At 45.3% G+C, this 24,057-nt stretch carries 30 protein-coding genes and 1 riboswitch; of the genes, 11 read left to right on the top strand and 19 right to left on the bottom strand.

Going from position 1 to position 24,057, the window contains the following annotated elements:
- Positions 1-61: 61 nt before the first annotated feature.
- The 4 genes from NIE88_RS22560 to NIE88_RS02135 form a co-directional block, all read right to left on the bottom strand.
- A complete protein-coding gene (locus tag NIE88_RS22560; protein ID WP_253058221.1) occupies positions 62-1,042 on the bottom strand; it encodes an L-lactate dehydrogenase in 981 nt (326 codons plus the stop codon).
- 146 nt (positions 1,043-1,188) lie between these two features.
- Entirely contained in the window at positions 1,189-1,467 is a 279-nt protein-coding gene (locus NIE88_RS02145; protein WP_253058219.1) for a hypothetical protein, read from the bottom strand.
- A 58-nt stretch (positions 1,468-1,525) separates the two neighbouring features.
- Positions 1,526-1,876, bottom strand: coding sequence for a hypothetical protein (locus tag NIE88_RS02140; RefSeq protein ID WP_253058217.1), 351 nt, complete (start codon positions 1,874-1,876; stop codon positions 1,526-1,528).
- A gap of 126 nt (positions 1,877-2,002) precedes the next feature.
- A complete protein-coding gene (locus NIE88_RS02135) occupies positions 2,003-2,641 on the bottom strand; it encodes a TetR/AcrR family transcriptional regulator (RefSeq protein ID WP_253058215.1) in 639 nt (212 codons plus the stop codon).
- Between the two features lie 343 nt (positions 2,642-2,984).
- Between NIE88_RS02135 and NIE88_RS02130 the strand changes: the two genes are divergently transcribed.
- The 9 genes from NIE88_RS02130 (at position 2,985) to NIE88_RS02095 (ending at position 7,374) form a co-directional block, all read left to right on the top strand.
- Entirely contained in the window at positions 2,985-3,230 is a 246-nt protein-coding gene (locus tag NIE88_RS02130; RefSeq protein WP_309247005.1) for a response regulator, read from the top strand.
- Between the two features lie 27 nt (positions 3,231-3,257).
- A complete protein-coding gene (locus NIE88_RS22310; protein ID WP_290446271.1) occupies positions 3,258-3,386 on the top strand; it encodes a hypothetical protein in 129 nt (42 codons plus the stop codon).
- A gap of 142 nt (positions 3,387-3,528) precedes the next feature.
- Complete coding sequence (locus tag NIE88_RS02125; RefSeq protein ID WP_253058213.1) at positions 3,529-3,723, top strand: GNAT family N-acetyltransferase; 195 nt, start codon at positions 3,529-3,531, stop codon at positions 3,721-3,723.
- A gap of 12 nt (positions 3,724-3,735) precedes the next feature.
- On the top strand, positions 3,736-4,167 hold the full coding sequence (locus tag NIE88_RS02120; protein ID WP_253058211.1) for a GNAT family N-acetyltransferase: 432 nt from the start codon (positions 3,736-3,738) through the stop codon (positions 4,165-4,167).
- A gap of 51 nt (positions 4,168-4,218) precedes the next feature.
- Complete coding sequence (locus NIE88_RS02115; protein WP_290446270.1) at positions 4,219-4,593, top strand: GNAT family N-acetyltransferase; 375 nt, start codon at positions 4,219-4,221, stop codon at positions 4,591-4,593.
- Between the two features lie 201 nt (positions 4,594-4,794).
- Positions 4,795-5,226: a hypothetical protein gene (locus tag NIE88_RS02110; RefSeq protein WP_253058207.1), complete on the top strand. Its 432-nt coding sequence runs from the start codon at positions 4,795-4,797 to the stop codon at positions 5,224-5,226.
- 245 nt (positions 5,227-5,471) lie between these two features.
- Positions 5,472-6,080 carry a GntR family transcriptional regulator gene (locus NIE88_RS02105; protein ID WP_309247007.1) on the top strand — a complete coding sequence of 203 codons (609 nt, stop codon included), beginning with the start codon at positions 5,472-5,474 and terminating at the stop codon, positions 6,078-6,080.
- A 28-nt stretch (positions 6,081-6,108) separates the two neighbouring features.
- Entirely contained in the window at positions 6,109-6,690 is a 582-nt protein-coding gene (locus tag NIE88_RS02100; RefSeq protein ID WP_253058203.1) for a LysE family translocator, read from the top strand.
- 18 nt (positions 6,691-6,708) lie between these two features.
- Positions 6,709-7,374 carry an SDR family NAD(P)-dependent oxidoreductase gene (locus tag NIE88_RS02095; protein WP_253058201.1) on the top strand — a complete coding sequence of 222 codons (666 nt, stop codon included), beginning with the start codon at positions 6,709-6,711 and terminating at the stop codon, positions 7,372-7,374.
- Positions 7,375-7,455: 81 nt separating this feature from the next.
- Here the strand turns inward: NIE88_RS02095 and NIE88_RS02090 are convergent, their stop codons facing one another.
- Complete coding sequence (locus NIE88_RS02090) at positions 7,456-7,614, bottom strand: hypothetical protein (protein ID WP_253058199.1); 159 nt, start codon at positions 7,612-7,614, stop codon at positions 7,456-7,458.
- A gap of 642 nt (positions 7,615-8,256) precedes the next feature.
- Here NIE88_RS02090 and NIE88_RS02085 point away from each other — a divergent pair.
- Positions 8,257-8,862 (top strand): hypothetical protein, encoded by a 606-nt coding sequence (locus tag NIE88_RS02085; protein WP_253058194.1) that lies wholly within the window; start codon positions 8,257-8,259, stop codon positions 8,860-8,862.
- A 270-nt stretch (positions 8,863-9,132) separates the two neighbouring features.
- On the top strand, positions 9,133-9,894 hold the full coding sequence (locus NIE88_RS02080; RefSeq protein ID WP_253058192.1) for a class I SAM-dependent methyltransferase: 762 nt from the start codon (positions 9,133-9,135) through the stop codon (positions 9,892-9,894).
- Between the two features lie 301 nt (positions 9,895-10,195).
- On the opposite strand, the gene purD is transcribed toward NIE88_RS02080, so the two are convergent.
- The 14 genes from purD to NIE88_RS02010 all read right to left on the bottom strand — a co-directional run bounded on the left by purD (position 10,196) and on the right by NIE88_RS02010 (position 23,995).
- Complete coding sequence (purD, locus tag NIE88_RS02075; RefSeq protein ID WP_253058190.1) at positions 10,196-11,461, bottom strand: phosphoribosylamine--glycine ligase; 1,266 nt, start codon at positions 11,459-11,461, stop codon at positions 10,196-10,198.
- A 30-nt stretch (positions 11,462-11,491) separates the two neighbouring features.
- Positions 11,492-13,033 carry a bifunctional phosphoribosylaminoimidazolecarboxamide formyltransferase/IMP cyclohydrolase gene (gene purH, locus NIE88_RS02070; protein ID WP_253058188.1) on the bottom strand — a complete coding sequence of 514 codons (1,542 nt, stop codon included), beginning with the start codon at positions 13,031-13,033 and terminating at the stop codon, positions 11,492-11,494.
- A 141-nt stretch (positions 13,034-13,174) separates the two neighbouring features.
- Entirely contained in the window at positions 13,175-13,744 is a 570-nt protein-coding gene (gene purN / locus NIE88_RS02065) for a phosphoribosylglycinamide formyltransferase (protein ID WP_253058186.1), read from the bottom strand.
- The gene (purM, locus tag NIE88_RS02060; RefSeq protein WP_253058184.1) at positions 13,734-14,774 is read right to left on the bottom strand and encodes a phosphoribosylformylglycinamidine cyclo-ligase; all 1,041 of its coding nucleotides are present in this window, start codon (positions 14,772-14,774) and stop codon (positions 13,734-13,736) included. Before purM ends, purN begins: the two co-directional genes overlap by 11 nt.
- A 10-nt stretch (positions 14,775-14,784) precedes the next feature.
- On the bottom strand, positions 14,785-16,209 hold the full coding sequence (gene purF / locus NIE88_RS02055) for an amidophosphoribosyltransferase (protein ID WP_253058179.1): 1,425 nt from the start codon (positions 16,207-16,209) through the stop codon (positions 14,785-14,787).
- Positions 16,185-18,407: a phosphoribosylformylglycinamidine synthase subunit PurL gene (gene purL / locus NIE88_RS02050; protein ID WP_253058177.1), complete on the bottom strand. Its 2,223-nt coding sequence runs from the start codon at positions 18,405-18,407 to the stop codon at positions 16,185-16,187. Before purL ends, purF begins: the two co-directional genes overlap by 25 nt.
- Positions 18,388-19,080, bottom strand: a complete 693-nt coding sequence (gene purQ / locus NIE88_RS02045; protein ID WP_253058175.1) for a phosphoribosylformylglycinamidine synthase subunit PurQ — start codon at positions 19,078-19,080, stop codon at positions 18,388-18,390. Before purQ ends, purL begins: the two co-directional genes overlap by 20 nt.
- A complete protein-coding gene (purS, locus tag NIE88_RS02040; protein ID WP_253058173.1) occupies positions 19,077-19,328 on the bottom strand; it encodes a phosphoribosylformylglycinamidine synthase subunit PurS in 252 nt (83 codons plus the stop codon). The genes purQ and purS overlap by 4 nt, the downstream gene beginning before the upstream one ends.
- Positions 19,325-20,035, bottom strand: coding sequence for a phosphoribosylaminoimidazolesuccinocarboxamide synthase (gene purC / locus NIE88_RS02035; RefSeq protein ID WP_253058171.1), 711 nt, complete (start codon positions 20,033-20,035; stop codon positions 19,325-19,327). The genes purS and purC overlap by 4 nt, the downstream gene beginning before the upstream one ends.
- A 32-nt stretch (positions 20,036-20,067) precedes the next feature.
- The gene (purB, locus tag NIE88_RS02030; protein WP_253058169.1) at positions 20,068-21,366 is read right to left on the bottom strand and encodes an adenylosuccinate lyase; all 1,299 of its coding nucleotides are present in this window, start codon (positions 21,364-21,366) and stop codon (positions 20,068-20,070) included.
- Positions 21,363-22,514 (bottom strand): 5-(carboxyamino)imidazole ribonucleotide synthase, encoded by a 1,152-nt coding sequence (gene purK, locus NIE88_RS02025; RefSeq protein WP_253058167.1) that lies wholly within the window; start codon positions 22,512-22,514, stop codon positions 21,363-21,365. The genes purB and purK overlap by 4 nt, the downstream gene beginning before the upstream one ends.
- Entirely contained in the window at positions 22,511-23,044 is a 534-nt protein-coding gene (gene purE, locus NIE88_RS02020) for a 5-(carboxyamino)imidazole ribonucleotide mutase (protein ID WP_253058560.1), read from the bottom strand. Before purE ends, purK begins: the two co-directional genes overlap by 4 nt.
- A gap of 160 nt (positions 23,045-23,204) precedes the next feature.
- Positions 23,205-23,306: riboswitch (purine riboswitch) on the bottom strand.
- A 71-nt stretch (positions 23,307-23,377) separates the two neighbouring features.
- Positions 23,378-23,638: an NETI motif-containing protein gene (locus NIE88_RS22305; RefSeq protein ID WP_373689395.1), complete on the bottom strand. Its 261-nt coding sequence runs from the start codon at positions 23,636-23,638 to the stop codon at positions 23,378-23,380.
- Between the two features lie 78 nt (positions 23,639-23,716).
- The gene (locus tag NIE88_RS02010) at positions 23,717-23,995 is read right to left on the bottom strand and encodes a hypothetical protein (RefSeq protein WP_253058163.1); all 279 of its coding nucleotides are present in this window, start codon (positions 23,993-23,995) and stop codon (positions 23,717-23,719) included.
- Positions 23,996-24,057 lie beyond the last annotated feature (62 nt).

The following is a 24,057-nucleotide window of genomic DNA, read 5'->3' as shown; positions in this document are numbered from 1 at the left end:
CAAAAAGCCTCCCGCAGGAGCTGCGAATGACTCCAGGCGGAAGGCTTTTCTTCATCTATGTTCAGTTTACAGCCGGTTCTTCATGCTCATCAAGCGTCTTCTTAATATAACTCTTGATCAGTTCGGCCGACGCATTAAAGCTTTTTTGTTCTTTTTCGCTCAGGCGGAATTTAATGATCTGTTCAACGCCATTTCTTCCTAGAATGATTGGAACACCAATCGCAAGGTCATGCTGGCCATATTCGCCGTCCTGAATGACGGATGCAGCCGTGACGCTGCGTGCGTCGTTCAAGATCGATTTTGCAAAGAAGGCTAATTGATTGCCGATGCCAAATTGTGTATTCCCTTTGCGTTTATGGATCTCCCAGCCAAAATGCCTAGCTGCATCTTCTACTTGATCGCGGTCAATTTTGCCGAATTCATCAACGTTGTCTTCTTCATACTGATCAAGCGGTTGTCCGCCTACGGTCACATGCGACCATGCGGCAATTTGCGAGTCTCCGTGTTCTCCGACCATAAAGGCACTGATACTGCGCGGATCGACATCGCCGATTACCTTGGACAATTGACGGCGCAGGCGCATGCTGTCCAATGCAGTACCGGTGCCGATTACGTGATTTTTCGGAAGTCCGGATAGTTTGTAAAACAAATAGGTGATGATATCGCAAGGATTAGTCGCAATGACATATTTTCCTTTAAATCCTGCTTTCCGCAGCTTCGGTACAATATCATAGGTAATTGCTGCCGTACCTTTGAGCAATTCCAGACGGGAGCTGCTTGGAATCTGAGCTCTTTCCGTTACAGCGACAAGAACGACATCGCATACAGCCAGCCCTTCAAGCGGTACCTCAATAACCCGCGTGCACGACGGTGTCAACTCAATGCTGTCCGCAAAATCCCACGCCTCACCTTTCGCGCGTTCGGAATCAATATCGGAAATATACAGTTCATCCGCTACATTTTCATGCACAATGGCAGAAGCTGCCGCTTTTCCGACATTGCCGATTCCGACAATCCCTACTCTTCTCACTGTCTCGTTCACTTCAATCCTCTCCTTTTGCTTTCTAATCGATCCTTTTTTCTCTATGAGTGACGTACATTTTACACCTTATTTGAGGAGGAATCAATATAGATTATTAATTTCCAATAGACTTAATTTTCTCTGATTCATAACACAAACCACTCCAATCACTTCTGTTGTCTTTTTTGGCGGACAACAGAAGAAATAATCGTGGCACTGCCGGCTGCGATGCTGCCCACTGCCCAAGCACCGCTCCCAATAAACAATCCGGTTGCGCCCGTCAAAATCAACCCAATGCCCATAGTCCGACCAATACGAGAACCTACCTGATCTACGTTCTTCGATGGATGAGCCATTTTTTTCACAGTCTGTTTTGATCGACGCAATGCGTCCGCGGATAATTTTCTCGATGCCACAATTAATTTTTCATTGTGACGTTTCATCATTCATCTGCCTCCTCGATCTGCACGTTTTGAAAAGCTAAAACAGCCCACCAAACCCACTTCATTTCCGTATGATTCTGCTGTTCCGAAGTTGCGCCCCTGCCCAGCCTAAATATTTTCTTAATCCAATGGAGCAAAGCCAGGCAATGCAAAGCAGAATACTACTCAACAAAATTGCTGCGATCAGGCTGAAGGCTCTTGGAATCTCATAGTAGAAGCTAAGATCCATACTCACCCACTCTGCGCCAAAGGTTCGCAGCAAACCACCAATAATTGCGATTGCAGCACAAAGAGTAAACCCAACAGTCACAACGGCAAAAATCGGAATAAGAAACATCCCCGTAAAGCCGATTAACACGTAAAGCCCGATTTTTTTCAGAAATTGTATTGTTGAACTGTTACTAATTTCCATGTCTAACACTCCGATCTTTTTTTGATAAAAGATTGATTTATGAAGCAAGAATTTTTGTTATATCAATACCAACCGACGGTATGTAAAAGAGTAAAAAAAATCCCAACACAAAAAATTGATTCTGTGTCAGGCAAAGACTCCATCACAAAAGTCCTTGAATGCATCACTTATTTCTTGATCAATAACAGGTACACCCAGATGATCCAGCAGTCTTTTAAGAAAAAAGAATTTGTTCGTAAATTGCTCTTTATCTGCCGCGAATAAACCCGGATTTAACCACACATTAAACAAAAGAATGACAACCTCCGACAGCTCTTTTGATGGATTCGATGCGATCGAGCCATCCTCAACGCCCTCACGAATCATTTTTTGCAATTGAGGAGCTTGTACGGTGATGTACTCATTAAGCTGTTCCGATAAAAATTTCGGATTTTTCATCACAGCCGATGCGGAGCGATAGAGCTGACGCTGCTCACTGTTGGATAATGAAACAACAAAAACTTTCTTCAGCTTCTGCAATCCGGTTAAAGAATGATCTTCCGTGATTTGATTCAGTGGCTGCTGCTGTACCATCCGATTCGTCACAGCGCTGATGATTTCTTCTTTTGATCGAAAATGATGATAGATCGCGCCTTTGCTCAGGTCGCCCAGATGATCGACGATGTCCTGTATCGTTGTTTCCTCATAGCCTTTCTTGAGAAAAAGCTTGAGCGCGGTATCCAATATGCGATTCACAGTCACTTCAGGATGCTTATTTCGTGCCATTTTCCATTCTCCTATTAATACATTCGGTCGGTATGTATAATAATCATAACAAACAAAGAACGATTGTCAATAGACAAATGCCCGCTTATCTTATCTACTTCTTGACTTTTCTCAAGTAAACAAATCAATACGTTTAAACAAGCATAATGGTTCTGTGACTAAATCTTCTTGTCGCTGTTTATCAATCCATTTTTTCTGTTAATCCATTATTAAACTTTCCCAAATCAAATACTTCTCTTATTTACAAAGTGATTCAGTCATGGAGCGCCTCCATGGTATACTGGCAGTGCAAAGATAAACCTGTTTGCTTTTGTCCCTAAATTTCAAACAAGTGGTGGCTGCAATGCAAAAAGTTCTCTATATTGAAGACAATCAGGATATCGGCAATTGGGTGAGCCGCTATTTGAACGAACGAGGCTACTTGGTCACTTGGCTGAAATCGGCCGAACACGTGATGGAACACTTTTCATCTGCGGATCTGGTCATTCTCGATGTGATGCTCCCCGGACTCGATGGATTTACAATCGGGCAACGTTTGAAAAAGAAAGACGCTCAGATTCCAATTCTTATTCTGTCCGCGCTATTATAAAATTTAAAACACCATGGAGATGGAGCCATGAATGCTTTTGAGTTTCGAAGGCTTAAAAAAGAAGACATTCCGGAATTCGTTGAAATGAGAAAGCTGCAGTTGCTTGAGGAAGGCGCCGTGCCGACCAGCGATCTCACAAAACCGCTCAGCGAATAGTTTACTCAAGCACTTGCGGACGCAGTTTTATTTCATGGATCGCTCTCGTTGACGGGAAGATGATCGCAACCAGCGGCATGTCCTTCAGCCAGCGGCCTGCCTACTACGGAAATCCGTCCGGCTATGTCGGTACGCTGTCCTGATGCACACCCTAAGCGCCTATCGAAGAAAAGGAATCGCTAAGAGGCTATTGGATCATGTGATCGACGAGGCGCAACAGAGACAATGCGGAAAAGTAACAATCACAGCATCGGCAATGGGCAAACTTCTTTATAGAAGCTACGGATTTACGGCAAAGGATAATTATGTGGATTATGATTTAGAGATCAATGATTGAGGAGAATATTCAATGGAAATTCGCTTAATGCAAACAGAGGATTACGCCGAAGTACATCAACTGTGGGCGCATACTGACGGAATGGGGATGCGCAGCCTCGATGATTCCGCCCAAGGCATTGAAAAATTTCTAAAAAGAAACCCAAAGACAAATTTCATCGCCGAGGAAAATCAAACGATTGTCGGAGTCATCCTTTGCGGCAATGACGGACGCAGAGGCTACATTTATCATACGGCCGTAGACAGCAACTACCGTCGTCTCGGGATTGGCCAGCAATTAGTTAATGCCGTCATTAATGCCTTGCGCGAAGAAGATATTAATAAAGTCGCTCTTGTTGTTTACGCCACAAACCAAACAGGTAATGCGTTTTGGCAATCGATCGGTTTCACAAAGCGTGAAGACCTCATCTATCGAAACTTGAGCATTAATGAGAAAAACATCTGACCATTAGGTGAAGGGATTAACGGTGAAATAGGTCGATACACGAAAAAGCAAATGTTGCGAGACCTTCAGATAGCTGAAATGATGGGAAGAAAAAACATGGGTATCTTTTTGCGCAGCAGTATGCAGCTTATCGGCGTCTTAGATTATATGGAACAAACGGATAACAAAAAACGATCAATCGGATTAATCATGATTCATAAAGAATTTCAAAAGCATGGTTTTGATTTGGAGATTATAAAAGCATTTCTAGAATGGTGCAGGCGTCAGGAATTTTTCAATATACAAGTCGCTGTTTTAGAAAATAATCCGCTTGCTCTTAAATTTTGGAGTCATTTGGGATTTAAACAATACTCTATAAAAGAAAAACGCACACCCTTAGAATTAAGAAAATTAATATGTCTTCACCTCTCCCTCGATTCAAAATAAAATTAATAAGAAGGCGACGTTTACATGCTTTTTTTTATCATTTTTGAACTCCATTTGTTGAAAAAACCGAAGAATTTTATACAGCAAATGGTTTTTATGTATCACAAAGAATCGGAAAATACCAAGATGACTTTCAAACATTTAATCCTCCGCTAACGTGGAAAGATTTCAGAAATAAGAATATTCGGTTGAATCATAGAAATGAAAAAAGGGGCAATAAACATCACATTTGGTTTTGGAAAAAAGATTAAATTTGATCATATTGGCTTTCTAATGTCGGATAATGATTGCCAAAAAATCATTGACTGTGCAAAAAAAATGCATCTAAACGTTCTTGCAAATGAAAGAAGAACCTTTGTTGGAACGCCTTATGGATTTCAAATTGGGCTGCAAACCCATCATGATGCCGTAGAATCAGAAGACAGCTCAATTAAAATTAAAAAATCGGAAATAAGCACAGTATCGAAAGATTTGCCAAAGTTCTTTAGTAAGCTATTCAAGAAAGAGATACCGGAAATAGTTCCGATCCTTGGAGAAAAAACAACACTAACTCGGGCAGTAATGAATCATATTACCTTAAAAAATGAATTGGACCCTAACGGTATTACATTGCAGACTGAGAGTGAAAAATGAGGTTCGTATAAAATTCATGGGGTCGATACGTAGACCTATGCACATTTTCTGCCAAACCATGATTTAAAGGGATAATGTCATACACGTTAAAGAACGTCAATAAAAGTTTCGATTGATCTTAATTAAAAAAGTGCTATACTTCAATCAAGTGATATATTACACATTACTCACTTTTTAGGAGTGATTACTTGATACCTGACAAGGAAACAAAAATTAAGCGTCGATTTGTAAAAGATGAGGTCTATGTGCGATTAAGAGACCGGATTGTGGAGGGGACGCTGAAACCCGGCACATTGCTTAGAGATTTGGATTTGGCGGAACAATTAGGTGTAAGTCGTACCCCTGTTCGCGAAGCACTGCTGAAATTAGAGAATGAGGGCTTTATCGTAACAAAACCCAATCGTTCAACAAAAGTTTCCAATATTGATTTTGAAGAAGTCTATTCTCTCTATTCCATTGTCTGGACGTTGGAAAAGCTGGCTCTTGAGCAAGGAATCGAGCATATCAAAAAAGAACAACTTGAGGAAATGGTTGCCAATAACAGAAACTTGAAAGAATCAATTATCCAGAATAATGCCGTAAAAGCGAACGCTTACGATACTGCTTTTCATGATGTTATCGTTAAAAGTTCCTGCAATAAACCCCTCATTGAAATGCTGGAAGGGTTGAAGCAAAAGTTAAAAAGAATCGAACTTTTTTATTTCACTGAGCTTGACCATTTGCTTTCTTCCTGTGAAGAACACGCTGAAATCATCAGATTCATTGAAAGATCAGAAAGGAATCAAGCTTGCTCAGCCCTTGAAAAAAATTGGAAAAACGGTTGGCTCAATATCAAAAAATATCAAAACAAGTGAATCTGTACCCATTTAAGGAGTTGAGTTCATGAACCTCATTGCCTTTCTGTCGTATGTTGTTATTCTTGCTTTTACTCCCGGTCCCAATAATTTAATGGCACTGGAAGAAAGCAAACGTCTTGGATTCAAACGATCCTTTCCGTTTATGGAAGGCCTTCTTGCCGGATTTCTAGTATTAGCCATCATCACACTCGTATTTACAGATCGCTTAATGACTTACATCCCTTCATTCGAGCCTTATATGAAAATCGTGGGTTCATTCTACATTTTCTATTTGATTTGGGGACTATTTAGGAAATCAAGTGAAAAAGAAAGTACAAATCAATCGAATCGGCAATTATTTATTTCCGGCCTGATTCTAAATTTATCCAATGTAAAAGTCATGCTCTACTTTTTGACCGGATACATAGCATTCATTCTGCCCGCCTATGAAAACATTTGGATTGCTTTGCTTCTCGGACTCTTTTTGTGTTTTGCCGGGACCTGTTCTAATCTGCTTTGGGCTTCATTCGGTTCCCTATTTAAAAACTTCTTTAACCACTATGAACGTGCGGTGACGATCGCCATGGCAGCCTTGCTTTTTTATTCGGTAATCGAAATTTGGTCGTAAATGAAAGGAAGATTTCTGATGGATGATATGAAGCAGAATCATAAACTGACTATTATTGTTGGTCCTGGTTCAGGCATCGGACTGAGTATTGCCAGAAAATTTGCTTCGAATGGATTTGGCGTTGTACTTGTTGCTCGCAAGAAAGATCGTCTTCACCAATGTGTTTCGGAATTAAAGAACTTAGGAATCAACGCTTTTGGTGTCCCCGCAGATTCAACAGATCCTTCATCTGTTAAAAATGCATTTGAGCAAATAAGAACAAAATACGGGGTGCCTGAAGTGCTTATTTACAATGCAGTGATAAGGAGAAAAAAAGCTCCGTCTTGTTTGACCGAGGAAGAATTAATGAATGATTTTAAAGTGAATGTCATTGGGGCAAAGACTTGTATAACAGAGGTCCTTCCTGATTTTGTGAAGCAAAAAAAAGGAACGTTTTTGGTTACAGGCGGTGGATTCGCCCTTCATCCTTCAATTGACTTTTCATCAATGTCGCTTGGAAAAGCTGCCCTGCGCAATTTTATTTTTTCTTTAGGTGAGGAGCTGCAAACAAAGAATATATATGTGGGTACGGTTACAATCATGGGTAAAATAGAAAAAAACACAAAATATGACCCTGAACGTATCGCACAAGCCTACTGGAACATGTATAGTGATCAAAATAAGCGAGAATTGATCTTCAAATAAGATTATGAATTTTTTCTTCGCCCTGTTTAGCCCATTTGCCTGGCATTAAATCAAAACCATGACAAGAAAAAAGTCATGGTTTTAATCGTTCATTATTTTTCTAGAGTGATTTTCAATCCATCTGCTGATTTCATTAAGGCTTATTTTGTTCTGTTGATCTGAAATTTTTACCGTGAAAGAGACAATTTCATCTTTTTCCGCATAGAAATCAATCGTATTCATTCTGAGAAAAGTGGCCATGCCCACGAATCCTGTCCGCCAGGACGTATGCGTATTTAGCAAAAGTTCCTTTTCTGTGCAACAGCTCCTCTACAGTTAGCGACACTTCCTTTGCTCCACATGCGGTTTTGAATTATCAACCTTGTGCTTAGACAGAAAGCATTCCGGTTCTTTATTAAGTAACGAGTAAAATAAGCGGAATTTTTCCGGTTTTAGCATCATAGCGCTTGTTTCGCGGGTAAATAAGGGTAATTTTTCCGCCTATGCAAAACAATCCCCCCCATTTTCATGTTTTTTAATTTGATAAACGGAATTTTCCCGTCTATTTAAGCGATTTTTCCATTCATTTTCTAATTAAGTGGAATTTTTCCGTCTATTTCTTAGATTGGGTACTTGCCTGATCACCCAACCAAATCTTATGACGGTGATTGTTGTATCAGCAAAGCAAAGCAAAACAATACATGCAAAGCCTACCTGCTTTGCTGTTTATGGTCATCATCGACAGTTTTATCTTTTTCTTCCTTACAGTATGCATGGCGGGACCGTAAGAAAAAGGAACCCTAACTGCGTCGAAGGTTGCAGGCCTTTATAAAAGATCTGGATTTAAATTGAAAGATGCTTGTCTTAAGTATGGTATTCTTTTAAGAAAAGGGATGATTCACGATGTTTCGAGGAGAACCAATATCAACTTATTACAGTCCACAGCTTGAGCAGATTGATGAAAAGATTTGCGCACTGATTCAGGAGCGTAAAAAGATTGCCGGAGACAACCCGGAGCTCCCCAGTGAGGAAACTTTTCAAAGCTGGGGAAAGAAATTCGGTCATTATCCGGATATGCTTCGAGAAATTTTTACAATGATGCAGAATGAAGATGTATTCAGGCCAAGAGTCGAACCGAAAAAGTTTCGTTGTTTTGTGCCTGTAATGAGTGGGCAGAAGTTTGGCGATCAAATGATCTGCGTGACTCATCTGCGTCAATATGAAAATGCGAGCGTACTTTCGCTAACGGTCGCCAGTCCGTTCGATTACAAGGAACACGATGATCAGCGTCAACTGGATTATGAACTGAAAATTCCTGATTCCAGCTATGACTGCCGCTCAGACGATGGTTCCGGCAGCGAAGGACTGTGGATCAGAAATTATATTATTACCCCGGCAATTCCTGATGAATTACCTGATCTAAAACTTGTTTTTCAGGAACAAGAATTTTTTCCCAAGCAAAAGCGAACGGGGAATGTGTTCGAACTGAACCTTCGCAAGACTAATTGAAGGTTGACGATAACAGAAACCTAAAAGAATCAATCATGCAAATACCCTTAAACCGTAAACCATCTGGCATTTGCGACGCAATCGGTTGCATGCTAATATCAATTACTAATACTAAGAGGGGGTTAAAATATGATTCTGAAACTAAGTAGCTACTCGGTGCAGTTCATTTAATCTGCTTACAGTCTGTATCGAGTAATAGATCAACGAATAAAATAGGTAAGCAGTTAACTGCACCGTTCCGTGTTATCAAATGAAAACGGAGGCGTAGTTATGGATAAGCATACTTTAAAAAAATTGTGGCAACAGGAAGAAAAAGCTGATTTTCAAGGGTGGGATTTTTCACACCTTACAGGAAGATGGGAAAGTGAGCATTTGCCGTGGAATTATCGAGAAATAGTCTTGGATCATTTAAATTCAACTGACCAATTACTTGATATGGGAACCGGTGGTGGAGAATTCCTTCTCTCCTTGCATCACCCCTATCACAATACCTCGGTTACAGAGGCCTGGGAGCCAAACATACAGTTAATCGAAAAACAACTCGCTCCATTAGGTATTCACATTTATACGTCTGAGAATGAAGAAGATATTCCCTGTCAGGATAATATGTTCGATCTCATCATTAACCAGCATGCAGGTATGAACATTAGCGATATTAAACGGACTTTAAAGCCTAATGGTTTGTTTATTACAAAACAGGTGGGTGCGGATAACAACGATACGTTATCCAAGCGATTAATTCCAGAATATCAACGCCCCTATCCGCATAATACATTGAAACAAGTGGTTGAGGACTTAAAACAAGCGGACTTTCAAATTGAGCAGCAGCTTGAATACTTTCCCTATCTGCGTTTTTATGATGTTGGCGCAATCGTGTATTATGCCACGATCATTTCATGGGAATTCCCCGGATTTTCAGTAGAGCGCTGTTTTGACACGCTATATTTGCTGCACAAACAGATTGAACGGCAAGGATATGTACAAACAAATGAGCATCGCTTCTTAATTGTTGCACAAAATCATAAGGAGTGAACTTTAAAGAGAGGCATCCGTTTATGCGGGTACCTCTTTAAGTTTTTTGCAGGTCGTTTTGTTAATTTGAAATTTTAACCATGAGGGAGACAAGATCATTTTATTTCACATAAAATCAAATAATTCAACAATCTCAACATTTTCAACACAAGTGTATTAGAAAACTTGGCTTCCCCAAATCTCCAGCAAAGGCTCAGTTACCATCGCGCTTACTATTTTCCTTAAATTTTATCTACTTTCTTTTGTATCAAAAAAACTGCCTTCACCTCTTTAGGCAAAGACAGTTTTTATTACTTATCGATTATTCCGAAGCTTCCAACGCGTGATGCCCGATATCCTTACGGAAGAACACGGCATCGGTTTTGATACTTTCGAGATCGTTATTGACTGCGTCGCGGGCGGAACGGAGATCATGGCCAAGTCTCGTAACGAGTAACACGCGGCCACCATTCGTCTGCCAATCAGCACCAGATTTCTTGGTACCTGCGTGAAAAAGCAAAGCTTCCTTCGGGAGTGCATCCAGATCACCGAGTTTTTGGCTGTTTTCATAGCTACCCGGGTATCCTTCGGACGCGAGGACAACGCCGACGGCTGTTTTTTCACTCCATGCAAGTTGCGGCTGTTTGCCGTCCAACACGTCGAGTACTGTTTGTACAAAATCCGATTCCAGGCGCGGCAGTACGACCTGTGTTTCCGGATCACCGAAGCGGCAATTAAATTCGATCACCTTCGGACCGGCCTCAGTGAGGATCAATCCGGCATAGAGTACGCCTGTAAACGTGAAGCCTTCGGAGACCATGCCGTCGGCCGTCGGCTGCAAAATGGTTTTCACTGCCTCGTCCACAATTGACTGAGCAATCTGCGGAACCGGTGAGTATGCGCCCATACCGCCGGTGTTTGGACCTTTGTCACCCTCAAACGCACGCTTATGATCCTGCGCGATGGCGAGCGGAACGACTTTATGACCGTCCACTAGGGCCATCAGCGAAAATTCTTCACCTTCAAGATACTCCTCGATGACCACGCGTGATCCGGCTTCGGCAAACTTTTTGTCCTTCATGATCGTTTTCAATCCGGCTTCGGCATCCGCCATCGTTAACGCGACGATGACACCTTTTCCGGCAGCGAGACCGTCGGCTTTCAGCACGATCGGTGCGCCAACCTTTTGCAGATAGTCACTGGCTTTCTCGTAGTCGGTAAACGTTTGATAATGTGATGTTGGAATCTTATATTTTTTCATCAATGCTTTGGCAAACGACTTGCTGCCCTCGATTTGTGCCGCCGCTTTTGACGGGCCGAATACCTTCAGTCCTTTTGCGGTGAAAATGTCGACAATTCCGCCGACGAGCGGCTGCTCCGGTCCGACGAGCGTCAGCGCGATATCATGATCTTTGGCAAAATTCGCAAGTGCTCCAAAATCCATCGCATCGATTGGAACACATTCCGCCACAGCAGCCATACCGTCGCTGCCCGGTGCCGCATAAACTTTTTCAATCCGCTTGCTTTGTGATGCTTTCCAAGCCATCGCATGTTCGCGGCCACCGCCGCCAACAATTAACACGTTCATGATCGTACCCCTTTCAATAAACGAATCAACTTAATGTTTAAAGTGACGCATGCCAGTAAATACCATCGCGATGTTATATTTATTGGCCATGTCGATCGATTCTTGGTCACGAATCGATCCGCCCGGTTGAATGATTGCTGTGATACCAGCCTTCGCGGCTTCTTCAACCGTGTCGCTCATTGGGAAATAAGCATCTGATGAAAGCACAGCACCTTTTGTTTTTTCTCCTGCCTCTTCAAGTGCGATCTTTGCCGCACCGACACGGTTTGTCTGGCCACCGCCCATGCCGACCATCAGGCCGTCGTTGACAAGCGCGATGGCGTTGGACTTCACATGTTTGACAATCGTCCAAGCAAACTTCAGGCTTTCCATTTCCGCTTCGGTTGGCTTGCGGTTGGTGGCTATTTTCAGATTTTCTTCTATATCGGCATAACCTTTGGTATCCAAGTCCTGTACAAGCATCCCGCCGCGAACGGATGTGTATTGTGCAAAATTCTGCGGTTCGTCACTCATCGAAACTTGCAGCAAGCGAATGTTTTTCTTCTTTTCAAGTATCGCTAATGCGTCTTCAGAATAGGAAGGAGCAATGATGATTTCGAGAAATATACTGTGCAGCTTCTTTGCCAATTCGGCGTTTACCTCACGATTCAGCGCTACAATGCCGCCAAAAATGGACATAGGATCTGCTTCATAAGCCTTATCATAGGCTTCATTAACGGATTCGCCAATGCCGATACCGCATGGATTCATATGTTTGACAGCAACCGCGGCCGGTTGTTTGAATTCCTTGACAATACCGAGCGCGGCATCTGCATCGCGGATGTTGTTATAGGAAAGCTCTTTGCCATGCAGTTGTTTCGCTGCGGCGATCGTCGATTCGTCTTCGATTGGATCATTGTAGAAGGCCGCCTTTTGATGCGGATTTTCTCCATAACGAAGCGGCTGTTTCTTTTCATAAGTCAGGGTCAGCTTTTCCGGAAATTCCTCGCCGACCTGTTTCGTGAAGTAGTCGGCGATCAGCGCATCATAAGCTGCGGTGTGACGGAATACTTTAGCTGCGAGCTTTTGCTTTAATTCAAACGGAACATCAGCGTTCGCGTCGAGACTGCCAGCAACCAAATCATAATCGGCAGGGTCACAGACAACGGTCACGCTGCGGTGATTTTTTCCGGCAGAGCGGAGCATGCTTGGTCCGCCGATATCAATGTTCTCAACCGCGTCATCATAAACAGCATCCGGTTTTGAAATGGTTTCTTTGAACGGATAAAGATTAACGACGACAAAATCGATCGGCTGAATGCCCAGCTCTTTGATCGCGTCCATATGCTCTTTTTTGTCGCGAACAGCTAAAAGGCCGCCGTGAACCGCCGGATGGAGCGTCTTCACGCGTCCGTCGAGAATTTCCGGAAAATCTGTGATTTCGCTGATCGACATAACGGGAATGCCCGCATTTTCGATCGCCTTTTTTGTTCCGCCGGTTGAGATAATTTCAATCCCGGCGTCCACCAATTTTTTCACAAAATCAATAAGCCCTGTTTTATCAGAAACACTGACTAATGCTCGTTTTGCCACTTCAATCCTTCCTTTCTCTTTTCAATCCGCAATAAGTCTGTTTATGAAGTTCATTAATCTATATAGTGCTGGTTAATCATTTGATTAGCTTTCTCTTCCCCGCTGTTTGCTTTTACTTTTCGCAGTTAAACGTAACTTCCGTTATTTACTCAGTAGTTTCGCGATGGTTGCGGGATACACTTTGTGTTCTGTTTCATGAATCCGTGCTTCTAATGTCTCAACGGTGTCGTTGTCTTCCACCGGAACTGCTGCTTGAGCAATGATCGGCCCTGTATCCATGCCTTCATCCACATAATGGATCGTGATGCCTGTGATCTTGACCCCCTTGTTGAAGGCTTGTCCGATGGCATCCAGTCCAGTAAACGACGGCAGCAAGGACGGATGAATGTTAATAATCCGGTGCGGATACGCGGCAAGCATTACCTTACCGAGAATGCGCATGTATCCTGCGAGAAAAATATAGGCAATCTCATGTTTCTTGCATGCGTCGGCAATCACTTGTTCAAAAGCCGCTTTGGATGGATAATCTTTTCTTGAAATGACCAGCGTGTCAACGCCTGCCTGCTTTGCCCGATCAATAACAGCCGCTCCCGGCTGATCGCAGACAAGCAGCTCAATGGTTGCGGGAATTTGTCCGTTTTGAATCGCTTGGTTGATGGCGACAAAATTGGTACCATGTCCGGATGCGAAAATCGCTATTTTATGCCTCATTGACATTCACCAACGTCAATTCATGACCTTCGACAACTTTTCCGGCAAGGATCGCTGCTTCACCGAATGTCTTCAGCACTGCCAGGGTCTTATCGGCATCCTCCGGGGCAACCGCCAGCACCATTCCAATCCCCATGTTAAAGGTATGGAACATGTCATCAAGCTGCAGATCACCCAGTTCCTTCAGCCAATTAAATACGGCAGGCCAGCTCCACGCGGAGACATCCATTTCCGCCGTCAGACCGTCGGGGAACATACGCGGCACATTTTCATAGAAACCGCCGCCGGTGATATGTGCGATACCATGGACATCCACAGATTTTAACAGTTCCAACATCGGTTTGACATAGATTTTCGTCGGTGTGAGCAAAACTTCACCGATCGTTTTATCCGGATCAGGTGTATAGACATCACTATAAATTAGCCCGGCATCGGCAACAAGCTTGCGGACAAGCGAAAAGCCATTGCTGTGGATGCCGCTTGAGGCAAGCCCAATCAAAACATCTCCTGCCTGCACTTTACCGTTGGTAATCATTTTTGCCTTTTCAACGGCACCAACGGAAAATCCGGCGATATCGTAATCATTTTCGTCGTACATGCCCGGCATTTCCGCGGTTTCGCCGCCGATCAGCGCACAGCCTGCCTGAGCGCAGCCATCGGCAATTCCCTTGACAATCGCTTCTGCTTTCTCCGGTTTCAGTGTGGAGCAGGCTAAGTAATCGAGAAAATAGATTGGTTCCGCACCTTGGGTGATGATATCGTTCACGCACATTGCCACGGCGTCGATGCCAACCGTATCGTGACGGTCGGTCGCGATGGCAATCATTAATTTTGTGCCGACACCGTCCGTTCCTGATACAAGCACCGGTTCTTTCAAATTCAATTGTGATAAGTCGATCGCACCGCCGAACCCACCCAGACCGCCGATGACTTCCGGACGGAAGGTGCGCCGAACATGCTTTTTAATCCGACCGACTGTTTCATAACCGGCTTCAATGTTCACGCCGGCTTTTTTATATGCGTTCGCCATGATTTCCTCCTCAGACAAGCGATTCTTTTTCGTGCGGCAGAACCGTGTCCGGATAGATTTCCGTCGGATACTTGCCGGTGAAGCACGCCATGCACTGTCCGCAGTTTTTCATCGCCGGGTCGCGTCCGATCGCTTTTTGCATTCCTTCCGTACTCAGGTAAACGAGCGAATCGGCACCAATCATTTCGCGAATCTCCTCGACCGAGTGGGTAGATGCAATGAGTTCAGACGACGTTGATGTATCGATTCCATAAAAACATGGGTGTGTAATCGGTGGTGAACTGATGCGCACATGAACTTCTAATGCCCCGGCTTCGCGCAGCATGCCAACGATGCGGCGGCTGGTTGTTCCGCGAACAATCGAATCATCGACCATCACGACACGCTTGCCTTCAACAATGGCGCGCACGGCAGACAGCTTCATCTTTACCCCTTGTTCACGGAGTTCCTGAGACGGCTGGATGAAGGTACGGCCGACATAGCGGTTTTTGATCATCCCCAGTTCGTAAGAAATGCCCGTTGCTTCGGCATAACCGATTGCGGCAGAAATACTTGAATCCGGAACTCCGGTGATAACGTCGGCTTCAACCGGCGCCTCTTGTGCCAGCATACGGCCGAGATTCTTACGCGCGGCATGGACATTAACGCCTTGAATATTGCTGTCGGGACGAGAGAAGTAAATGTATTCCATGCTGCAGATTGCCGGCTCCGTCCGCGTGGTGAAAAAGTCTGAGTGAAGGCCTTCATTGTCAATCACAATCACTTCGCCCGGCTTAACATCACGGACATATTTTGCACCGATTAAATCGAAAGCGCATGTTTCCGAAGCAACGACCCAGGCATCACCAAGCTTGCCAAGTGAGAGCGGGCGCAGTCCGTGCGGGTCAAGCGCGGCGATCATTTGATGTTCCGTCAGCATTGTCAGTGCATAGGCGCCTTTAATAATCGAAAGCGCATGCTTAACGCTTTCGAGGAAATTATCGGCATAATCACGTTTAATCAAGTGAGCAATGACTTCGGTATCGGAAGTTGTCTGAAAAATACTGCCGCGTTCTTCAAGCTCGCCTTTCAGCTTATGGGCATTGACCAGATTTCCGTTATGCGCAATGGAAAGTGAGTCTTTCTGCGAACGAAAAACAAGTGGCTGAACGTTGGCATAGATGTTGCCGCCTTGCGTCGAATAGCGGACATGTCCGATCGCGGCAAATCCTTTGTCCAACGCATCCAGCTTTTCGTTATCAAACACATCATTGACGAGGCCGAGTCCTTTATGATCATAGATGACCTTACCGTCGGTAGCTGCGATACCGGCACCTTCCTGTCCGCGGTGCTGCATGCTGTGCAGTCCGTAATAAGCTAATTTGGCTGCTTTCTCATGGCCCCAGATTCCAAAGACGGCGCATTCTTCATTCAGTTCTTTGCCGACATAATGCATGACAGAGCCCCTCTCCATTCGTTCTCGAGTTCATTCCGATTCAGAGTGACAGTGGACGATGCAAAGGCTAGGTTTATGGTTTCACTGCGTGTCACATTGCCGACAAACACAGCGTCGCTTATTAATGCTTCAAAATCTTTTTTTGCTGCTTCAGGAACAGTAATCAAATAACGGGACTGAGTTTCCGAGAAAAGTTCAGCCGCAGGATCAGTATCAAATGTAAGATCGCAGCCGAATTCCGTGCCAAATAGCGCTTCAGCAACAGCTACGGCAAGACCGCCTTCGGAAATATCGTGAGCCGAAGCGAGATAACCGGATTTAATCGCCTCAAGAACTTTACCTTGACGGCTCTTTTCCAGTTTAAGATCAAGTGCCGGAGCCTTGCCGCTTACTTCACCATCCATGAGAATTTGCAGAGCACTCCCGCCGAATTCGGCTTTCGCTTCGCCGATGACATAGACTGCGTCGCCTGCGTTCTTGAAGGAAGCGGTCATCACATGATCAAGGTCCTCAACCAGTCCGACCATACCGACAACCGGAGTCGGGTCAATGGCGCCGCGGTCCGTCTCATTGTAGAGGGAGACGTTGCCGCTGATCACCGGCGTTTTTAAAATCTCACACGCCTTTGCCATTCCTTTGACCGATTCATCAATTTCCCAGAATACTTCCGGATTCTCAGGGCTACCGAAGTTCAGGCAGTCCGTGATGGCGAGCGGCATGCCGCCGGAACAGACAATGTTTCGCGCCGCTTCAGCGACTGCGATTTTCCCACCTTCGTTCGGGTCAAGCGCCAAATACTTGGCGTTGCAATCCGTCGTCATGGCGAGTCCTTTTTTGGTTCCGCGCACGCGGACAACTGCGGCGTCGGAACCCGGTGCAACGACCGTGTTCGTCTGTACCATATAGTCATACTGGCGAGTCACCCATTCTTTTGAGGCTAAGGTTGGCTGACCGAGCAGTTTCTTAATTGTTTTCGCGTAGTTACTGATTTCAGGCTTCCATGCCGGAGCTGCCTGATTGGCAAGGTAAGCCGCCGGAACCTTTGACGGCATATGCCGAACCGGAGCAGACGCTAAGGAATCCGAAGGAACATCGGCAACAATTTTGCCTTTATGTTCCAAGCGAAGCACCTCTTCTTCGATGACTTCGCCGACCGCTACCGCGTGCAGGCCCCAGCGAGCAAAAATCGCTTTGATCTCTTCTTCACTGCCCTTCTTAATCACGATCAGCATCCGTTCCTGAGATTCGGAGAGCATCATTTCATACGGCGTCATTTCCGTTTCGCGCTGCGGGATCAGATCCAGATTCATGTGAATGCCGACACCGGCTTTGGCCGCCATTTCGCTTGCGGAGGAAACAAGACCCGCCGCACCCATATCTTGAATTCCGACAAGTGCCTGATGCTTCGTCAATTCGAGACAGGCTTCCACGAGCAGCTTTTCCATAAACGGGTCGCCAACCTGTACCGCTGAACGCTTTTCATCCGATTTTTCGGAAATCTCTTCAGAAGCAAAAGTCGCGCCGTTAATGCCGTCACGTCCGGTGCTGGCACCGACATACATCACTGTGTTGCCAATGCCGCGCGCCTGGCCGACTTGGATGTCGGCATGATTCATAATGCCGACGCACATCGCATTGACAAGTGGATTTCCGTTGTAGCACGGATCAAATTGGAGTTCACCGCCAACCGTCGGGATACCGATACAGTTGCCATAGCCGGCAATGCCGCTGACTACTTCCTCAAACAAATAGCGGACACGCGCATTGTCCAAATTCCCGAAACGAAGTGAGTCAAGCAGTGCTACAGGACGCGCACCCATGGAAAACACATCACGAATAATCCCGCCAACGCCTGTTGCGGCGCCTTGGTAAGGTTCGATCGCTGATGGGTGATTGTGGCTTTCGATTTTAAACACGACCGCCTGACCGTCACCGATGTCAACAATACCGGCACCTTCACCGGGACCCTGGAGAACATGTTCGCCAGTAGTCGGAAAATATTTAAGTACCGGTTTTGAAGTCTTATAGCTGCAGTGCTCCGACCACATGACGGAAAACAATCCAGTCTCCGTATAATTTGGCTTGCGTCTGAGCAGATTCTTGACCTTTTGATATTCTTCCTCAGTCAGACCCATCGTTTGGTACACTTTGTCTTGTTCAATCTGCTCCGGTGATGGTTCAAGATGTGTAAGCGGCATGAGTAGATTCCCTCCAATGGTTTAGGATCGACTGAAACAGACGGAGACCGTCATCACTGCCGAGCAGGGCGTCCGCGGCGCGTTCCGGGTGCGGCATCATGCCGAGCACGTTACCCGCTGCGTTAATGATACCGGCAATATCCGCTCTTGAGCCGTTTGGATTTTCTCCTGAATAGGTGAAGACAATCCGATTGTTGTCCTGCAATTCCTTGAGCGTCGCATCGTCGCAGAAATAATTGCCTTCACCGTGCGCGATCGGAATGCGGATTACTTCATTTTGATTGTAACGTGTCGTGAATTGTGTCCCGTTATTTTTTACCTGAAGATTAACGGTTTCGCAAATGAATTTCAGATGTTTGTTCTTCAGCATCGCTCCGGGAAGCAGTCCCGCTTCGAGGAGAATCTGGAAGCCGTTGCACACGCCCAGTACAGGCTTGCCCTCTTGAGCAGCCTTGATGACTGCCGGCATGATTCCGGCAAAACGTGCGATAGCGCCTGATCGTAAATAGTCGCCATAGGAGAAACCGCCCGGAATCATGATCGCGTCATAGCCGTCCAGCGACGTTTCCGCATGCCACACATAGTCTACTTCTTCACCCAGTCCATCCTTAATCGCGTAATACATATCTTGATCGCAGTTGGAGCCCGGAAACACAATGACCGCGGTTTTCACGAGTGTACCTCCTCCTCGATTTCATAGCGGTAGTTTTCAATGACAGTATTTGCAAGCAGCTTGTCGCAGATTGTATCCACTTGTCCGGCAACATCTGCAGAGTCTTCCATTTGGAGTTCAATATATTTACCAATGCGCACGTCCTGAACATTCTTGTAGTTCATATTGTGCAGTGATTGCATCACGGCCTGGCCTTGAGGATCAAGCACACTTTCTTTCAAAGTAATAAACACCTTCACCTTTTTCATTTGACATCCTCCAAACGTTTGAGAAGTTTTTCGTAGGTTTCGGGAAGATCAGCGATATTGCGGCGGAAAACATCTTTGTCAAGCTTTTCATGAGTCTCTTTATCCCACAGGCGGCAGCTGTCCGGTGAAATTTCATCGGCAAGGACAATAGCGCCTGTCTCTTTCAGTTTGCCGAATTCAATTTTAAAATCGACAAGCAGGATATTTGCTTCAGCGAAAAACGCCTGCAGCGACTCGTTAATGCTGAGCGCGAGACGACGGATTTCCTTGAGCTCTTCTTTTGTCGCGATGTCCATCGCCAATGCGTGATCGCTGTTGATCATCGGGTCGCCGAGTTCGTCACTTTTGTAATAAAATTCAACAATCGTGCGGCTAAGCGTCTCGCCTTCATCAACACCGAGACGTTTTGACAGACTGCCAGCAACAACATTGCGAACAACGACTTCGATCGGAACAATGCTCACCGCTTTAACAAGTTGTTCGGTGTCGGAAATCGTGTCGATGTAATGAGTCGGAATGCCTTTTTCTTGCAGCATTTTAAAAATCTTGGTGCAAATTGCATTGTTCAAACGGCCTTTCCCTTCGAATTGAGCTTTTTTCTGGCCATTGAACGCTGTTGCGTCGTTTTTATAGACCACGCGCAGCACATTCGGTTCATCCGTCGTGAACATTTTTTTCGCTTTTCCTTCATATAAAAGCTGACTCATTTGTTTTTCCCCTTTTCGCTGAAGATACAGATTTAGTCGTTCAAACCGAGTCGTTCAAAGATAAAATCAACATTTTTCAGGTGGTAGGTTTCATCGAAGCAGGCATCGATTTCAGCCTGAGTCAATTGATCAGTAATACGAGCGTCGCCTTCAACAATCTCTTTAAATGGCGTTTCCGTCTCCCATGACTTCATTGCGTTCGGCTGAACGATATCATAAGCAGCTTCACGGCTCATGCCTTTTTCAATCAGGGCAAGCAAAACATGCTGAGAGAAAATCAGTCCGAAAGTACGCTTCATATTGCGTTTCATATTTTCAGGGAAAACGGTCAGCTTCTCAATGATCGTTGAGAAACGGTTCAGCATGTAATCCAGTCCGATGGTCGCATCTGGAAGAATGATCCGTTCCGCTGAAGAATGGGAAATATCACGTTCATGCCAAAGCGGCACATCATCGTAGGCAGTCACCATATAACCGCGAATCACGCGGGCAAGTCCGCACATGTTTTCCGAACCAATTGGGTTGCGCTTATGCGGCATTGCTGACGAGCCCTTCTGACCCTTTGCAAAATATTCTTCAACTTCGCGCACTTCTGAACGTTGAAGGCCGCGTACTTCAACGGCGAATTTCTCAATTGAGGTCGCGATCAGCGCAAGTACGGACATATAGTGTGCATGACGATCACGTTGAAGCACCTGTGTCGAGATCGGCGCTGGTTTGATACCGAGGTGTTCGCACACATAGGCTTCAACTGCTGGATCAATGTTGGCGTAAGTGCCGACCGCACCGGAAATTTTGCCGTACTGCACTTCGTCCGCCGCGCGTTTGAAGCGTTCCAGGTTGCGTTTCATTTCTTCATACCACAGGGCCAAAACAAGGCCGAAGGTTGTCGGTTCGGCATGAACGCCATGGGTACGGCCCATCATAACGGTATTCTTATACTTTTTCGCCTTCTGGCGGATGACTTCAATAAAATGCTCAATGTCTTTTTCCAAAATTTCGTTTGCTTGCTTCAGCAGGTAGCCTTGAGCGGTATCCACAACATCCGTTGAGGTCAGACCGTAATGGACCCATTTCTTTTCGTCGCCTAGCGATTCGGAAACGGTTCGTGTGAACGCAACGACATCATGACGCGTCTGTTGTTCAATCTCATGAATGCGATCAACCGTAAATGTCGCATTTTTTCTCAGCTTTTCAACGTCTTCCTTTGGTATTTCTCCGAGTTCCGACCAGCCGGCACAGGCAAGAATTTCAACTTCAAGCCATGCCCTGTACCTGTTTTCTTCTGTCCAAATTGCGCCCATTTCAGGCCGTGTATACCGATCAATCATGAATGCTTACCCACTTCCTGTTCCATTTTCCATATCTCTAATCTCTCTGCTTGCTCAATCGCTTCATCAACCGTGTCGCCAAGAATCGTCAGATGACCCATCTTGCGTCCGGTTTTCGCGACGTCTTTCCCATAGAGGTGAAGATGCGCGGATTTCAATAAATCAATTTTTTCCAAAACCGGCTGGACATGCTCGCCAAGAATATTGATCATAATCACCGGCTTCAGCAGCTGCGTGCTGGATAAAGGCAATCCACAAATCGCACGCACATGCTGTTCAAACTGCGATGTCTCGCAGGCATTGATTGAAAAATGCCCTGAGTTGTGCGGACGGGGCGCCGTCTCATTGACGTACACGTTTCCGTCCGTGCCGACAAACATTTCGACGGCAAGCGTGCCGACGAGATTGAGGGCTTCCGCAAGATGCAACGCATGTTCGGTTGCTTCAACGCGGAGACTGTCCGATATTCTCGCCGGCACTAGAGTATGATGCAAAATATTATGACGATGTATATTTTCAGCAACCGGGAATACTGAGGTTTCCCCGATCGTGCTGCGCACAACAATAACAGAAATCTCTTTTTCAAAAGGGAGCCATTTTTCGAGTTCAAAAGGCGTTTTTCCAATGTAAGGGAGTGCCTCTTCTAAATCTGTTTCTGATTTAAGAATGTACTGTCCTTTGCCATCATAACCGCCTTGCGTTGTCTTCAATACGGAAGGAAATCCAATCCCATTTATCGCCTTTTTCAATTCATCATGATTGCGGACAGGCATATAGGGAACAACCGGCAGCCCCGCCTCGCGGATTGCCGCTTTTTCATTAAGCCTGTCCTTGGTTATTTCAAGCAGGTGACCGCCCTGAGGAAGATAGCTGTTCTCCTGCAGGTAGTCCACCGTCTGAACATCTACATTTTCAAATTCATAAGTCACGACATCGGCACATTCAGCCATTTTCTTTGCACCTTCCGGATCGTCGTAACCGGTGACAATCGCGATGTCCGCAACTTGAGCGCACGGGCAATCTTTAACCGGATCCAGTACAGCAATGCGATAGCCCATTTGTTTGGCGCTGAGCGCCATCATCCGTCCTAATTGACCACCGCCGAGAATGCCAATCGTTTGTCCCGGCAAAATCATTTTTTGCTTCATTTCAGATCACTTTCCTTTGCCTTCTTGGCCAGAGATTCACGATAATCTTCTAAGCGATCCTTCAACTGATCATCAAATGCCGAGAGCATCTGAGCGGCGAGTAGTCCGGCGTTGGTCGCACCGGACGCCCCAATCGCCACAGTTGCCACCGGAATGCCGGCCGGCATCTGTACAATCGATAGTAATGAATCCATACCGCTGAGCGCCCGCGTTTTCACAGGGACGCCGATAACCGGCAGGGTTGTCTTTGCCGCAGTCATACCCGGTAAATGTGCGGCTCCGCCAGCACCTGCGATAATCACTTTGATTCCGCGTTCCCGTGCAGTCTCCGCATACGCAAACATTAAATCAGGTGTACGGTGCGCGGACACCACTCTTTTCTCATAAGGAATGCCCATCAGATCCAAAATGTCGCACGCGTTCTTCATGGTTTCCCAATCCGAACTGCTTCCCATAATCACACCAACTACAGCTTGACTCACAATCCTGCCTCCCCAAAATAGAGCATTTACAAAGAGGTGAACGAGCATATTGCCATGCCGAATCGACACCATCAGTTCTTTTTCTGTCTCTCAGCCTCTTTAAACACTGTCAAAATCCAGACAATAAAAAGCCCAGAACAGCTGTTTTCCTGAAAATGAAGAGAAAACAGCCGTCTGGTCTTTTACCGCGGGCAGCGGCTTCCAACAAAACGTTGCTATTCCCCTTCATAGTCCGGCAATTTTCGGTCGCCAGGTAGAAACAGTTGGGCCATATTCCCAAAAATATATGAGGGTTCGTTTTTCTTTTTGACCCTCTCATCATATCAACAACATTCACTGCATGTCAACCGGATTATCGAACATTAAATGAAATGCTGCATACTATTGTTCGCCTTTTGATAAGATTAATTTCCCCTCGAAAACGCATTGCCGACCGACACATTCTGGACCGGATGCCGTTTCGCGAAAAATCGGACGTTCTGTCCGCCTGATCGGCACGTATCCTTCGGCTTTCATCCGTTCAAGACATTGACTGATGGTCTCATTTTCTTTGACGAAAAATTGCTTTTTCGTCACAACTTTCTCATCTGGTTTGCGTTTCTTTTTATTCAAATCAATCACCGTTTCAAAAATTCTGCACATTTTTTGACGTTTTATGTCGCTTTTGATTCTTTTATTATATCAATTTGTTGCCGGCTTCGACAGAAGCAAGAGAAGCTGTTAATGAAAATAAAAAGCAAGCGCGACAAAACCAAATACAATCAACGTAGCGCCGACCGTTCCGGTCACCAAGTGAATCACATAGCTTGGAATGCGCTTGAGAAAGCCCGCTTCAATCGCCATGGCGATACTGGCAGAGTCGTCCTTCCCTTTCTCATGTTCGGATTCCTTAAGCAAGTGCTCACCTTTCTCTCTCATCTCTTTTGTCACATAAAAGCTTGCGCAAAGTGCAGCCATTCCAAGAATCCAAAACAAAATTGCAATGATTAAAGCAGCCATTTAGTTCACGCCCCTCAGGATAGATTATTCTTATCATGTCTCCGATGAAGGACAGGTATTCA

The organism is Sporolactobacillus shoreicorticis, from assembly GCF_024125445.1.
Taxonomy (GTDB): domain Bacteria; phylum Bacillota; class Bacilli; order Bacillales; family Sporolactobacillaceae; genus Sporolactobacillus; species Sporolactobacillus shoreicorticis.
Note: the sequence above shows the minus strand (reverse complement) of the source record. Positions and strands in the feature narration are given on the sequence as shown.